This window comes from Arthrobacter sp. yr096 (assembly GCF_900108925.1).
In the GTDB taxonomy this organism is placed as follows: domain Bacteria; phylum Actinomycetota; class Actinomycetes; order Actinomycetales; family Micrococcaceae; genus Arthrobacter.
Map to the genome: position 1 here is coordinate 465,446 of NZ_FNYI01000004.1, position 14,084 is coordinate 479,529.

The 14,084-nt window shown below is 62.3% G+C and carries 14 protein-coding genes; 10 read left to right on the forward strand and 4 right to left on the reverse strand.

Annotation, left to right across the window (positions count from 1 at the left end):
* Nucleotides 1–64 precede the first annotated feature (64 nt).
* The 3 genes from rplT to BMY91_RS13135 all read left to right on the forward strand — a co-directional run bounded on the left by rplT (nt 65) and on the right by BMY91_RS13135 (nt 2,698).
* The gene (gene rplT, locus BMY91_RS13125) at nt 65–736 is read left to right on the forward strand and encodes a 50S ribosomal protein L20, sunset domain variant (protein ID WP_090822516.1); all 672 of its coding nucleotides are present in this window, start codon (nt 65–67) and stop codon (nt 734–736) included.
* A gap of 26 nt (nt 737–762) precedes the next feature.
* Entirely contained in the window at nt 763–1,674 is a 912-nt protein-coding gene (locus tag BMY91_RS13130; protein ID WP_090822519.1) for a TrmH family RNA methyltransferase, read from the forward strand.
* 100 nt (nt 1,675–1,774) lie between these two features.
* On the forward strand, nt 1,775–2,698 hold the full coding sequence (locus BMY91_RS13135) for a cation diffusion facilitator family transporter (RefSeq protein ID WP_090822521.1): 924 nt from the start codon (nt 1,775–1,777) through the stop codon (nt 2,696–2,698).
* A gap of 75 nt (nt 2,699–2,773) precedes the next feature.
* Here the strand turns inward: BMY91_RS13135 and BMY91_RS13140 are convergent, their stop codons facing one another.
* Nucleotides 2,774–3,979, reverse strand: a complete 1,206-nt coding sequence (locus tag BMY91_RS13140) for an MFS transporter (RefSeq protein WP_090822523.1) — start codon at nt 3,977–3,979, stop codon at nt 2,774–2,776.
* Between the two features lie 136 nt (nt 3,980–4,115).
* On the opposite strand from BMY91_RS13140, the gene BMY91_RS13145 reads away from it, so the two are divergent.
* A complete protein-coding gene (locus tag BMY91_RS13145) occupies nt 4,116–4,574 on the forward strand; it encodes a (deoxy)nucleoside triphosphate pyrophosphohydrolase (protein WP_090822525.1) in 459 nt (152 codons plus the stop codon).
* Nucleotides 4,575–4,828: 254 nt separating this feature from the next.
* Here BMY91_RS13145 and BMY91_RS13150 read toward each other — a convergent pair whose 3' ends face one another.
* The gene (locus BMY91_RS13150) at nt 4,829–5,920 is read right to left on the reverse strand and encodes an Rv2578c family radical SAM protein (protein ID WP_090822527.1); all 1,092 of its coding nucleotides are present in this window, start codon (nt 5,918–5,920) and stop codon (nt 4,829–4,831) included.
* Between the two features lie 137 nt (nt 5,921–6,057).
* On the opposite strand from BMY91_RS13150, the gene pcp reads away from it, so the two are divergent.
* On the forward strand, nt 6,058–6,699 hold the full coding sequence (pcp, locus tag BMY91_RS13155) for a pyroglutamyl-peptidase I (RefSeq protein ID WP_090822528.1): 642 nt from the start codon (nt 6,058–6,060) through the stop codon (nt 6,697–6,699).
* Here pcp and BMY91_RS13160 read toward each other — a convergent pair.
* A complete protein-coding gene (locus BMY91_RS13160) occupies nt 6,696–7,325 on the reverse strand; it encodes an SIMPL domain-containing protein (RefSeq protein ID WP_090822531.1) in 630 nt (209 codons plus the stop codon). The two genes, pcp and BMY91_RS13160, sit on opposite strands and share 4 nt — an antisense overlap.
* Before the next feature lie 2 nt (nt 7,326–7,327).
* Nucleotides 7,328–7,774, reverse strand: coding sequence for a hypothetical protein (locus tag BMY91_RS13165; protein ID WP_090822533.1), 447 nt, complete (start codon nt 7,772–7,774; stop codon nt 7,328–7,330).
* Nucleotides 7,775–7,877: 103 nt separating this feature from the next.
* Here BMY91_RS13165 and BMY91_RS13170 point away from each other — a divergent pair, with 103 nt between their 5' ends.
* From BMY91_RS13170 to BMY91_RS13190, 5 genes are all read left to right on the forward strand, one after another.
* Entirely contained in the window at nt 7,878–8,834 is a 957-nt protein-coding gene (locus BMY91_RS13170; protein ID WP_090822535.1) for an LppM family (lipo)protein, read from the forward strand.
* A 183-nt stretch (nt 8,835–9,017) separates the two neighbouring features.
* Complete coding sequence (gene pheS / locus BMY91_RS13175; protein ID WP_011774334.1) at nt 9,018–10,079, forward strand: phenylalanine--tRNA ligase subunit alpha; 1,062 nt, start codon at nt 9,018–9,020, stop codon at nt 10,077–10,079.
* A gap of 2 nt (nt 10,080–10,081) precedes the next feature.
* The gene (gene pheT / locus BMY91_RS13180) at nt 10,082–12,625 is read left to right on the forward strand and encodes a phenylalanine--tRNA ligase subunit beta (protein ID WP_090822537.1); all 2,544 of its coding nucleotides are present in this window, start codon (nt 10,082–10,084) and stop codon (nt 12,623–12,625) included.
* A 183-nt stretch (nt 12,626–12,808) separates the two neighbouring features.
* On the forward strand, nt 12,809–13,675 hold the full coding sequence (locus BMY91_RS13185) for a trypsin-like serine peptidase (protein WP_090822539.1): 867 nt from the start codon (nt 12,809–12,811) through the stop codon (nt 13,673–13,675).
* A 163-nt stretch (nt 13,676–13,838) separates the two neighbouring features.
* Nucleotides 13,839–14,036 (forward strand): hypothetical protein, encoded by a 198-nt coding sequence (locus BMY91_RS13190; RefSeq protein WP_090822541.1) that lies wholly within the window; start codon nt 13,839–13,841, stop codon nt 14,034–14,036.
* Nucleotides 14,037–14,084: the final 48 nt, after the last annotated feature.

The window sequence follows — 14,084 nt, forward strand, 5'->3', positions numbered from 1 at the left end:
TCTCAGGCCGGCCGGGTTTCCGGCAGTAGCAGCTTGGGATAAAGATTTCTGAAGGAGTACGCACGTGGCACGTGTGAAGCGGGCGGTAAACGCCCACAAGAAGCGCCGGGTTGTCCTTGAACGCGCAAAGGGTTACCGCGGACAGCGTTCGCGCCTGTACCGCAAGGCAAAAGAGCAGCTGCTGCACTCGTTTGTGTACAGCTACGGTGACCGCCGCAAGAAGAAGGGTGACTTCCGTCGCCTCTGGATCCAGCGCATCAACGCTGCATCCCGCGCCAACGGCCTGACCTACAACCGTCTCATCCAGGGCCTCAAGGCCGCTGAGGTTGAGGTTGACCGCCGCATGCTGGCCGAGCTGGCCGTCTCCGACGCCAACGCTTTCGCTGCTCTGGTGAACATTGCCAAGGCTGCACTCCCGGCTGACACGTCCGCTCCGGCCGCCAAGGCTGAGGCTGCTCCCAAGGCAAAGGTTGCTCCGGCAGCTGCCACGGCAACGGCTGTCAAGGCTGTCGTTTCCGAGAAGCCGGCCATCGAAGGCGCTGTTGCAGCCGACGGTGACGAGGCTCCGGAAGGCTACGCCATCAAGGGCAACGCCGAGTCCAAGAAGTACCACGTACCGGGTTCCACCTGGTACAACACCACCGCTGCTGAATACTGGTTCTCCACGGTTGAGGCTGCAAAGGCAGCTGGTTTCGAGCCGGCCGGCGGCGAAGCCCGCCAGCAGATCAAGAACTAGTAGCAACTGCCACTAAAGTTCTATATATGAACGAAACCGGGCGCCCGCAAGACTTTCCGATGACCAACCCCCGAGCTGATCGGGTGAGGGACGTCGCCAAGCTTGCCGGGCGCCCGGCGCGTTTAAAGCGCGGACGGTTCCTGGCTGAGGGCCCGCAAGCTGTTCGGGAGGCGTTGAGTCTCCACCGTGAGCGCACCGCGGCAGGAGGCTCCGCCGTCGTGCATGAAGTTTTTGCGAGCGAAGCGTGCCTTGACCGCCTTCCGGAACTGGCCGACCTGGCACACGGCACGCTGCTCCGGATCGCCAGCGACGAGGTCCTGGCGGCCATGGCAGACACCGTGAATCCGCAGGGGATCGTAGCTGTCTGCAGTTTTGTGGACGTCAGCTTGGATTCAGTGCTTGACGCCGGGCCCCGCCTGATCGCCGTCATGTGCCAGGTGCGCGACCCCGGCAACGCCGGAACGGTCCTGCGCGCCGCTGATGCGGCCGGGGCTGATGCGGTTGTTCTTACCGGCTCCAGTGTGGACATCTACAACCCGAAGGCTGTCCGCTCCACGGCGGGTTCCTTGTTCCACCTACCTGTTGTCCTGGGGGCGGACGTCGATGAGTTGGTGGAGCGTTGCCGGGAGCGAGGGATCGGCATCCTCGCCGCTGACGGCTATGGAACCGTCAACCTGGACCAACTCCAGGACCAGAATGCTGCGCGAAGGCTGGGCAACGAATCCGTGGTGTCGGAATACGCTCTTGAAGCACCCACGGCCTGGCTCTTCGGCAACGAGGCACAGGGTCTGTCGGACGACGAACTGGCCCTTGCCGATCACCGGGTAGCAGTGCCTGTTTACGGTGCCGCCGAGAGCTTGAATCTGGGTACGGCAGCCACTGTTTGCCTGTACGCCAGTGCACGTTCCCAGCAGGGCGCCCGAGTGGGGAATGTGTAAACAGCGCCACCCCGGGTACGGTATTGCTTGCAAGATCAGACGATGACGACTCTTCTTGGTCCATTCCAAACTTTCCCAAACCCGAAGAGGTGAAGCTTTCGTGGCTGCAGGTGGCGGTACCAAAGCGATCGTAGCGGCTCTCGCCGCCAATTTGACCATCGCTGTATTGAAGTTCGTTGCATTCTTCCTGACGGCGTCATCGTCCATGCTCGCTGAGGCCATCCACTCCGTGGCGGATTCAGGAAACCAGATTCTGTTGCTGGTGGGCGGTAAACGTGCCAAGCGGGCAGCCAGCCCGGAACACCCCTTCGGCTATGGCCGTGAGCGGTACATCTACGCGTTCATCGTGTCGATTGTGCTGTTCAGCGTGGGTGGCCTGTTCGCGCTCTATGAGGCGTGGGAGAAGTTCCAGCACCCGCATGGCATCGAGGGCGCCTTCTGGTGGGTTCCTTTGGCGGTCCTGGTGGGTGCCATCATCGCCGAATCGTTCTCGTTCCGCACCGCGATCATCGAGTCGAATCATGTTCGCGGTCAGCAGTCGTGGGTGAAGTTTGTCCGCAACGCCAAACAGCCTGAGCTGCCCGTTATCCTTCTGGAAGACTTTGGCGCTTTGCTGGGCCTCGTGTTCGCGCTGTTTGGCGTCAGCATGACGCTGGTAACCGGAGACGGCGTATGGGACGCCCTCGGCACGGCGATGATCGGCCTCCTGCTGGTGGCCATTGCTGTGGTTCTGGCATTGGAAACCAAGTCCTTGTTGCTGGGCGAGTCCGCCACCAAGGAAGACGTGCTTCGTATCACCGAAGCCCTTGAAGCTGACGGAACGCACATTATCCACCTCAAGACGCTCCACCTTGGACCGGAAGAGCTGCTGGTAGCTGCCAAGATCTCCATGGGGGCTTCAGAAACAGGCGAGGAGATCGCCAAGGGAATCGACGACGCTGAGCAGCGGATCCGTGCAGCGGTGCCGATCGCCAGGGTCATCTACCTTGAACCGGATATCGAGCGGGTTCAGGCGCAAGCGTAAGTTTCCTTAAACGATGAATGGCTCCGCAGGTGCGGAGCCATTCATCGTTTAAACCATAATGCGGACAAATGCTGATCAGGCCAGCGGGTTCCTGCGTTCCAGGAAGCCGCTGACAAGGGCTACACCGAGGCCGAGGATGGCCAGGACGGCACCTACGAGTGCGGGAGCTACGTAACCCCACCCCCAGGCGATGACTGTGCCGCCAAGGAAGGCGCCCAAGGCATTGGCGATGTTGAGGGCCGAATGGTTCAGTGACGAGGCCAGGGACGCCGCCCCCGGGGCAGCATCCAGGAGACGCGTCTGCAGTGCCGGTGTCAGCATTGAGCCCACGCCGCCCACCACAAAAGCCATGATGAAGGCGGCCCAAGCCCAATGCGCGGCGATGGCGTAAACCACCAGGGCGGCGGCGATTCCAGGCATCACCCAGTAGATGGTGCCCATGACAGACTTGTCGGCTATGCGCCCGCCGATGATGTTGCCTACAACCATGCCAAGACCGTAGAGGGCTACAACGGCCGGGATAAGGCTCTCGGGGATGCCTGCCACGGACGTCATGGTGTGGGCGATGTAGGTGTAGACGGCGAAGAACCCGCCGAAGCCGATGATGCCGATCAGCAAGGCAAGCCACACCTGCAGACGCTTGAGGGCGCCAAGTTCCCGCCGGATGCTGGCATCAGGGTGGGCCGCTTCGAAGGGCACAAACTTCCACACCATGGCCACCGTCAGCAACCCGATAGCGCCAACAATGATGAAGAGAAGCCGCCAGCCGAACGTCTGCCCCACCCACGTGGCCAAGGGCACTCCGATGACGTTGGAGACCGTGAGGCCGGCCATGACCATGGAAATCGCCCAGCCACGCTTGGTCGGAGCCACGAGGCCCGCCGCGATGACAGCGGCTACACCAAAAAAGGCTCCGTGGGGAAGTCCCGAAGCGAAGCGGGAAAGGAGCATGAAACCATAGTCGGGCGCTATGAAGGAGGTGAGGTTTGCCAGGGAAAGAAACAGCATGAGGCCCAGTGCGAGGTGCTTCTTGGGGAGTTTGGCTCCAAAAGCGGCGAAGATCGGGGCGCCGATCACTACGCCCAAGGCATAGGCAGAAATGAGGTTGCCGGCTTGGGGCGTGCTGATGCCCAGACCCTCCTCGATTTCCTTCAGCAGGCCCATCATCGCGAATTCAGTAGTGCCAATGGCAAAACCACCCATGGCCAAGGCCAGGATGGCCAGGCCAAGGTGGCGCTTCACTGCTTTGGCGGTGGCGGGTGCGGACACGGTGGTAGTCATAAGCCTGCTTCTTAAGGGCGCCTGATGGGGCTGGGGAATGCGGAGAAAATCCGATAACAAGTTTAGTCCCCGTGCACTCCACTTAGTGTTGCAATGTGACGATGCCCATCATCGGAGCCACCAATAGACTGGTCCAGTGACTGCATTGATAAACGTCGTGGGCGCCGCTGTCGTTGACTCCCTGGCCACGCCCACCCGCCTTCTGGCCGCACGCCGCACAGCCCCACCGCAATTCGCGGGCATGTGGGAATTTCCGGGCGGCAAGGTGGAAGCAGGGGAGGCCCCTGAGGCCGCCCTGCACCGTGAACTCGCTGAGGAACTGGGAATTGAGGTTCAGCTCGGGGCGGAGCTTACATCCGGCAGTGACAACGGGTGGAAGCTCAATGAGCGTGCCTCCATGCGTGTGTGGTTCGCTGAAGTGACTGCGGGGGAGCCCCAGCCGTTGGAGGATCACGACGAATTACACTGGATCCCTCTGGGTAATTGCGACGAAGCTCTCAACCTCCCGTGGATTCCGGCGGACTTGCCGATTGTCCGGGCGTTGCTTGATCGAGTGGGCGCACCCGCCGGGGAGCATGACGTTTCAATGAGTTAGAGAGCGGGCTTCCGGTCACGTGAAGCCGTATCGTTCGAATGTGAGAGCCTCATACCGCCCTTGCGAAAAACTCCTGCAGTGCGCGGCCTGAATTCTGTGCGCCGCCGCCGGGTGGCCATGCCCGCGATGACGCCTGAGCTCGGACAAGCAGATTCTGGTTGAGGGCAACCACAGCCTGTTCTACAACGTGCTGGCCGTCCGTGAGGACCAGAAAGGACGATCTTTTGCTGCGTATGGAGCCCTGGCCGCTTTGCTTAGAAGAGAGACTGCTGCCCCGGGAGGGGAGTGGAGGCGCCAGGTTCAGGAGTACTTGAGGCTTCCGCGGGGCGGGCGTTCCGGTGGCTGAATCCCGACGTCCCCAGGAAACCGTACTTGGCCTTGAAGTGGCTGATCCTTCCGGTCAGCCACGCACGGTATTCCTTGGACGCATAACTGCCTTGGCCATAAAGGCGACGGTACTTTCCCACAAGTTCCGGATGTTGGGCGGCCAGCCATTTCATGTACCACTCCCGTGTCCCCGGTTTGAGGTACAAGGCTCCAGCGGTGACGCCGGTGGCCCCTGCGTTGGTCAATTCGGTGAACAGTGAATCAAGGGCCTCGTCCGAATCAGTGAGCCACGGCAGGATGGGCATCGCCATGACGCCGCAGCCAAGGCCAGCGTCCCGGAGGCGGGCGATGAGCTTCAGGCGTGCCCTGGGGGAGGGTGTGCCGGGTTCGATCAGTTCAGCCAGGTCCTCATTGGTCATGGCCAGGGAGATACCAAGGTCCACGGGTACCTGGGTGGCGGCGTGCTTGAGCAGGGGAATATCCCTCGCAAGCAAGGTGCCCTTGGTCAGGATGGAAAACGGCGTGCCTGAGTCTGCCAAGGCCCTGATGATTCCCGGCATCAGGGCGTACCGTCCTTCTGCCCTTTGGTAGGGGTCCGTGTTGGTGCCAAGTGCCACCTGTGGTCGTTTCCAGGAAGGCTTGGCCAGTTCCTTGCGGAGGACTTCTGCGGCGTTGACCTTGACCACCACTTGGGAGTCGAAGTCCCGCCCGGCGTCAAATTCCAAATAGGTATGGCTGTTGCGGGCGAAGCAATAGACGCAGGCGTGGCTGCAGCCGCGGTAGGGATTCACGGTCCACTCGAAGGGCATGTTTGAACCGGAAGGCACCTTGTTGAGCACTGACTTTGCGGTGACCTCATGGAAGGTGACTCCGGAGAATTCGGGTGTCGAGACGGAACGCACAAGCCCGGAGAGCGGCAGCAACGCATCCAAGGCCGGGGCAGGGCCTGGAGCCGCAGCGTCGCTCTCGTCTGACGCCGGTCCAGGCATCGGTGTAAGTGCTTGTGCGTCCCATCTCATGAACTCCATTCGAATGTATGTTCGAATGAATGTCAAGGCTTCGAATCTGGCTGGCCAGGATCCCGGCCAGCCAGGATCCCGGCCAGCCGGGAAGCCGACCTCCAAGGGAGCCACTGTGGTGTTGCTAGGGTTGGGCCATGATTCTGCTCACGGGCTTCGAACCGTTCGGTGGGGACGAGGCCAACTCCTCGTGGCTGGCTGCGCTCCGGGCCCAGGACATCCTTCGGGCGGAGGGCCTCGCTGTGGAATCCGTCGAGTTGCCTTGCGTCTTTGGTGAGTCGGCGGTGGTTCTCGAAGCGGCCATGGCACGCCTGCGTCCGGACGTGGTTGTCTGCATAGGCCTGGCGGGAGGGCGTGAACGTGTGTCCCTTGAGAGAGTGGCTATCAACTGTGACGACGCGCGAATTCCGGACAACAAGGGCCAGAGTCCCATCGACCAAGAGGTCATCGATGGAGGGCCGGCAGCTTACTTCTCAAGCCTGCCCATCAAAGCCGCGCTCAGAAACCTCCAGATTGCAGGGATCAAAGGTGAAGTCTCCCAATCGGCAGGCACGTATGTGTGTAACCACGTCTTTTATGCCTTGATGCATTCCCTCGCCTCCAGGCCGGGAGTCCTTGGCGGCTTTGTCCATGTTCCCTATCTGCCGGAACACCTCCCGGCAGGCAGCACGGCCCCCTCCCTGTCCTTGGAATCAATGGCCGAGGGCATTGCCGTCATAGTCCGGACAGCCCTGCAGCCGCAGGGAGATATCAAAATATCTGCCGGCACCATCCACTAGAGGAGTTCCCACTCAACCGTGACGCTGGCGGAAACGGAAGACTCGCCTGCCTCCACCGGCAATGCCTCTGCGGCGTAGGACGCCCGGACCATTCCGCCCAAGGGGACCGGACCGCTATGCACTGGCTGCTGTGAGACGGAGATTACGGCTCCAAGCCGTGAGGAAGCCAAAGAAGCGTACTGTTCGGCACGGGATCGCGCATCCTGCCATGCTGCCTCCTGCGCTTGGGCAGTGACGGCTGAGGCGTCCGCGAAGCCTTGCTCGATCCCGTTGATCCTGATGTCGTCCCCGCCCGCGGCAACTGCTGCGGCTATGGCCGCCGGCGCATCCGCGTGCGAACGGATTCCCACCTGCAGATTCGTGGAGGCTACATAGGCTGTTACCTTTTGGCCCTGCCCCTCCACCCACACCAGGTCGGCGCGGAGATTCAGGCCACTTGTTCGAAGATCCACGTCCTGCACTCCCGCTGCGCGCAAGCTGGCGGCGACGGCGGCAGCCGCCTTCCCGGCGTCGTCATAGGCTCGGGCTGCGGTGTCCCGCCGCGTCTCCACCCCGAGCGTCAAAGTCACCAGGTCCGGAACGGCCTTTGCGCTCGCAGTCCCGGTGACGGTAATGGTTCGGTTCATGCTCAAGCCTCGATTCCCTTGCCGGCAGGACCGTCCTGCCGTCGGTTGTGATGGTCAATGTAGCCGCCGGCGGCGAGGCCGGCCTGGCGTTCAAAGAAATTCCCGGAGCCCGGGTTACCGCTGCGGAGCATGGACCACCCGGCGGCGATGCCGTAGAGCGCCAGGAAAGGCAGGCCCAGGCAATACGCATACTGGGTGCTGTGCCGCTCCTCATGTCCCAGCAGCACCTCGTTCCTGCCGGCCGTCCCCTGCGGCGCCCGGTGCAGGATGACGTTCCCGAGCGTAAACGCGCCGGCGTGCGGGAGTTTCCAGTGGTAACCCGCCGCGATGATGAGTCCCCGCGGACCGCGTGTCACCACGGAGCGGGAGCAAGCGGCCACTGCAAGTCCCAAAGGCGTGGACAGGTTCAGGACATTTGCGATCTGCCGGAGGCGTTGCACAGGAGTCATGAAGCCATGCTAGCCCCGTCGCATCTGGCAGGGTGCGGGCCGCAGGGATACGCTGTTCGAGCACTGACCGGTGCGGGGGGATTCGAATGGGGGAAGAGGGAAGATGAACGCAAAACGCGCCATGGGCGTGGTGGGTGTCCTGATCGCAGTGATGGTGGCACTGACCGGATGCGTCAAGCTCAACATGTCCGTGAAGGTCAACAACGAAAAGAGCGTGGACTACGAGGTTGTCTACGCAATCCAGAAGTCAGTATTGGGCGACAAATCCTTTGACGAATTCATGGAGTCCAACGGCAGCGGCAGGCAGCAGATGGACATTCCTGACGGCGCCACTGTAGTGGACTACGAGGACGAGAAGTACAAGGGCAAACGAATCACCGCAGCCAACCTTGACCCAGCCAAGCTCGCTGAGTCCTCCAGTTCCGAGAATCCCTTTGAGCTCAAACGGGAGGGCGATTTCTACGTCCTCTCCATGGGCGGCGTCACGGGTGCCGACAGCAGCGATCCGCAGGCGTCCAGCATGGCAAAATCCATGTTTGACGAAGCTTCCGTGACGTTCACGTTCCCCGGCAAAGTGGTCGAAGCCAAGGGCGCCACAGTGGACGGCAACACGGCAAAGTTTGACATGCTCTCCATCAAGGAATCATCCGTCCAGGCCAAGGCCGAGGCCAACGCCGGCATCCCGATGTGGATCATTTGGGTCTTGGTGGCGGTGCTGGTCATTGCTGCAGGATTGATCCTCCTGTTCGTGTTGTTGCGCAGGAAAGCGGCGCAACCCGCGCTCGCGGTCGCCGCGCCGAACGGACAGCCGGGGTATGCACCCCAGCCTGGGCAGGAGGGCTACCAGCCCCCGGTCCAACAGGATGCCTACCCCCAGCAGCCTGCGCAGCAGCCCCAGCAGGACTGGGCAGGGCAGGGCTACACGCCGGGCGCGCCGCCGGCACAGGCTCCACAACCGCCGGCGCAGTCAGCGCAGCCGCCAACGCAGCAGCCCGGACGGACGCACGACGACGGCCAGGTGCCTCCGCCGCCCACGGCACCTCCGGCGTCGGGCGCCTAAGCGAAAGGGCGACACACCGCTGTCGTTATTCCAGATAGCGGAACCGTGCCCTGGGGGTTAAATCCCGACTGTGAGGTTCAACTAGACTGAAGGGTAGTGCCTGCCGTCCGCGGCGAGCACTGCCCTTTCGTTTTGCAGGCCTGCCTTGCCGGGCCGTTCCCTACTCGTAGCTAAGAACAGTAGATGACTGACACTTTGCCAGGCGCTGCCATCCCGAATCCGCTGGATGAAGCCGCCATCACCGCCGCCGTCGAGGACGCCATTGCTGCTATTGCGGCTGCTTCCTCCCTTGATGAACTCAAGGCTGTCCGCCTCGCCCACACCGGTGAGAAGTCGCCCCTGAGCCTCGCCAACCGTGAAATCGGTGGCCTCGCCAAGGAACACAAGGCTGCCGCCGGCAAGCTCATGGGTTCATCCCGTGGCCGGGTCAACCAGGCGCTCGCAGCCCGGACCCAGGTTCTCGAAGCCGAGAACGACGCCCGCATCCTGGTTGAAGAGACCGTGGACGTCACGGCCGCACCGCGCCGGCGGCGTGCCGGTGCACGCCACCCGCTGTCCACGCTGCAGGACCGCGTCTCGGACATCTTTGTTGGCATGGGTTGGGAAATCGCCGAAGGCCCCGAGGTGGAGTCCGAGTGGTTCAACTTTGATGCCCTGAACTTCAAGCCGGACCACCCGGCGCGCGAAATGCAGGACACGTTCTTCGTGGAGCCGCCCGAAGCCCACTTGCTGATGCGCACGCACACCTCGCCGGTGCAGGTTCGTTCCATGCTGGAACGCGAAGTACCCATCTACGTGCTGTGCCCGGGCAAGGTGTTCCGCACCGATGAACTCGATGCCACGCACACTCCTGTCTTCCACCAGTTCGAAGGGCTGGCGATCGACAAGAACCTCAGCATGGCTGACCTCCGTGGCACGCTGGAGCACTTCGCCCGCCAGATGTTCGGCGACGAAGCCTCCATCCGCCTGCGCCCCAACTACTTCCCGTTCACCGAGCCGTCCGCAGAGCTCGACATTTGGCACCCGGGTGCCAAGGGTGGTCCGCGGTGGATCGAGTGGGGCGGCTGCGGCATGGTCAACCCCAACGTCCTCCGGGCAGCCGGCATCGATCCGGACATCTATTCAGGTTTTGCCTTCGGTATGGGCATTGAGCGCACGCTCATGTTCCGCAACGAGGTCGGCGATATGCGCGACATGATCGAAGGCGACGTACGTTTCAGCGAGCACTTCGGGATGGAGATCTAACAGTGCGTATCCCACTTTCCTGGCTGCGTGAATTCGCGCAGGTTCCGGCCGATGCAACGGCCGAAGACGTCATGGCTGACCTGGTCAAGGTTGGCTTTGAAGAAGAAGAAGTCCACCGTCCCACGGATGAGCTGACGGGTCCTGTTGTGGTTGGCCAGGTCCTGAGCCTGGTCGAGGAACCGCAGTCCAACGGCAAGACCATCAACTGGTGCCAGGTCCGCGTGGTTCCTGAAGGCCAGGAGCAGACCCTCACCGGCGAGGGCATTGACCCCTCCGGCGTGCAGGGCATCATTTGCGGTGCCCACAACTTTGTTGAGGGTGACAAAGTGGTTGTCACCCTGCCGGGCGCTGTTCTGCCCGGAAACTTCCAGATCTCGGCGCGCAAGACCTACGGTCACCTGTCCGCGGGCATGATCGCTTCCGTCCGTGAGCTGGGTATCGGCGATGACCACGACGGCATCCTGGTGCTCTCGCGCATCGGACTGGATCCGGAAATCGGCTCAGACGCGATGGAACTGCTCGGTCTGTACGACCAAGCAGCCGAAATCAACGTCACCCCGGACCGCGGTTATGCCTTCTCCATCCGCGGTGTGGCCCGCGAGTACGCCCACGCCACCGGAACGTCGTTCACGGACCCCGCGTCCAAGGTCAACGCACCCGCTTCCCTGCAGGGCGGCTACGGCGTCAAGCTCAACGACGATGCGCCGATCTACGGCATGCCCGGTTGCGACCGCTTCGTGGCCCGCACGGTACGTGGCGTGGACGCCTCGCGTCACACCCCGCCGTGGATGTCCTCCCGTCTTCGCCTGGCCGGCGTCCGCTCCATCTCTCTTCCGGTTGATATCTCCAACTACGTGATGCTGGAGCTTGGACAGCCGAACCACTGCTACGACCTCGATAAGCTTGCGGGCGACATCGTGGTACGCCGTGCAGTGGCGGGGGAGAAGATCACCACCCTCGATGACAAAGAGCGCACGCTCGACGTCGAGGACCTGCTGATCACCGACGATTCCGGCGCCATTGGCATTGCAGGTGTGATGGGCGGCGCCCACACCGAGGTGTCCGACTCCACCACGAACATCCTGGTGGAAGCCGCGCACTTTGATGAAGTCTCCATTGCCCGTTCCCGTCGCCGCCACAAGCTGCCGTCCGAAGCGTCCAAGCGCTTCGAGCGCGGGGTTGATTGGCACGTTGCCAACATCGCTGCGCAGCGCGTCGTTGACCTCTTGGTGGAACTTGCCGGGGGTACGGCAGACGAGGCCGGGACCGACGTCGGAACCGCCCCTGAGGCTGTCACCATTGAACTGCCCGCCGAGTTCGCCGCCGCCCGGATCGGCATCGATTTCACCGAAGAGCAGATCACCACGTCCCTGGTGGACCTGGGTGCAACTGTGGAGAAGACGTCGTCGGGTTACGTTGTGACCGCTCCGAGCTGGCGCAATGACCTCGAAACCAAGGAAGACCTCTCCGAGGAAATCGCGCGGCTGGTGGGCTACGACAACATCCCCTCCACACTTCCGGTGGCGCCTCCCGGCCGGGGCCTCAGCCGCAGCCAGCAGCAGAAGCGCCGTGTGGTCCAGGCTTTGGCTGATGCAGGTCTTACCGAGGTGCTGTCCTACCCGTTCGTCTCCAAGGCAGCCAACGACACCTTCGGCGTGGCTGCTGAAGGCGAAGCACGTCCTGCGTTGAAGCTGGCGAATCCGATCAGCGAGGAACAGGGATTCCTCCGGACTTCCATCCTGCCGGGTCTGATCGAGGTTGCCCGCCGCAATCACTCACGCGGTTTCCGCGATTTGGCTGTGTACGAGGCCGGTTCGGTCTTCCTCCCGGGCGAAACGCTGGGCACGGATTCCATCCCGCCGCTGGGCGTCAAGCCTGCCGATGAGGTACTGGATGCACTGTACGACGGCGTCCCTCACCAGCCGCTGCACATCGCCGCAGTCCTAACCGGACATGATTCACCGGCCGCTGCGACGCACACGCCTCGGGCGTGGGATTGGGCAGACGCTGTTGACGTGGCACGCCTGATCGCCGATGTTCTGGGCGTGGAACTGGTTGTCAGCCAGGGAAGCCACCAGGCGTTCCACCCTGGCCGTGCAGCTCAGCTCGCGCTGCGCAACGGCGACGTAGTGGGCTACGCCGGCGAGCTCCACCCGAAGTTGCTGGCTGCGCACGACATGCCGGCCCGCTCCGTGGCGCTTGAGGTCAATGTGGAAGCGTTGTTCGAAGCTGCTGCTGACGTGATCGTGGCCAAGCACATCTCCGGATTCCCGGTTGCGACGCAGGACGTTGCCTTGGTTGTCCCGCAGGACGTGCCGGCGGACCAGGTTCTGGCAGCGCTGCGTGAAGGTGCGGGCGAGCTCCTCGAAGACGTCGCGCTGTTCGATGTCTACTCGGGTCCCGGAATCGACGAAGGTAAGAAGTCACTGGCTTTCGGCCTCCGCTTCCGTGCTGACGACCGCACGCTGACCGCGGATGAGGCTTCTGAAGCCCGTGCCGCAGCTGTTGCTGTTGCAGCCGAGCGCTTCGGAGCTGTCCAGCGCTGACACTGCTCGCGATTGATCATCCCCGGAACCATCTGGTTCCGGGGATTTTCTTTTATTGAGATTGAGCTCCCAGCATCTTGACAGGCTATTCACATGTGTATGACAGTTTTGTCATGCGCATGTGAAACATGTGTATCACATCCCTCGCACGGTTCCATAAGAGCCGTCCTTTGAAAGGTACCCATGAAGAAGCAGAATGTTGCTTTGCTTGTCGGGGCAGCAGTAATGGCCCTGACGTCCTCATTTGGTGGAGCTGCAGTGGCGTCAGAGTCGACGCCCCAAGTAGTCGCTGCCGAGGTTCAGCCCGTAGGGCACACGGTGGACAAGACGCAGACGTCGGGCTCGGCCGCATCCCCTCTGGCCGACAAGTACACCATTGCCGCACCCACCAAGAGTGGCGGCGCTTCCACGGACTCGGTCATCGGCGCCGATGGCAGGGTAAGAATCACCAACACCACGGCAGCCCCCAATCGCTCCATCGTGCAGATTGAGTTCAATGGCGGCTACATCTGCTCCGGCGCGCTGATTTCCGATGACACGGTACTGACGGCTGGACACTGCGTCCATGAGGGCGGCACCGGCTCCGACGCCGACTATTCCTGGGGCGTCAAAGTAGCCCCGGGCCGTAATGGTTCAACCGACCCCTACGGCACGTGCGGTGCAACGGAGATCTTCACGGACCAGCGCTGGATCGACTCGGCGAACACCAACGCCGACTGGGGCGTCATCAAGCTCGACTGCACCATCGGCAACACCACCGGCTGGCTCAACTACACCGGTACCACCGCCAGCCTGAATGGAACCAGCACCACAGTGCGCGGCTACCCGGGAGACAAGTCATTCGGCACCATGTGGTCCATGACCGGACCCATCGAGAGCACGCAGGCGGAAAAGGTGTTCTACAAGATGGACACCTATGGTGGCCAGAGTGGCGCCCCCGTCTACAACAGCTCCAACACCATCGTTGCCATCCACACCAACGGTGGCAGCTCCAACTCCGGCACCCGCATCACTCCCACCCTGGCAAACTACCTGACGTCGGTGAAGTAGCCCAGCTGAGTTAACCCTCCGAAAGAGTGTTCCCCTCAGTGAGATCCTGGCTGAGGGGAACACTGCTGAGTGAGGCGAGTGGCGCCGGCTATAGACAGCGACGCGGCGTGGAACGTCGTAGGGGAGGGCTACAGTAGTGATGGGCAGCGTGAAAGGAGTTCTGATGAAGTACTCGAAGGTCAAAGCCGGACTCATCGCCGGCGTTGCATTCCTCGCAGCACAGTTCATTTATCAGGTTGTTCTCGCTGCACCCTATAATCTCGGAATCAGCCTCGTTATGGCGGCCATCGTCGTGGTGGGATCCGTCGTGGGCCGGCACGTGATGAACCGTCGAAGGAGCGGGCTGACAGGCGACGTTTAGCTGGGTGGCCAGGGGCCCGATCAGCTGTTCATTGAGAATGGTGGCTGC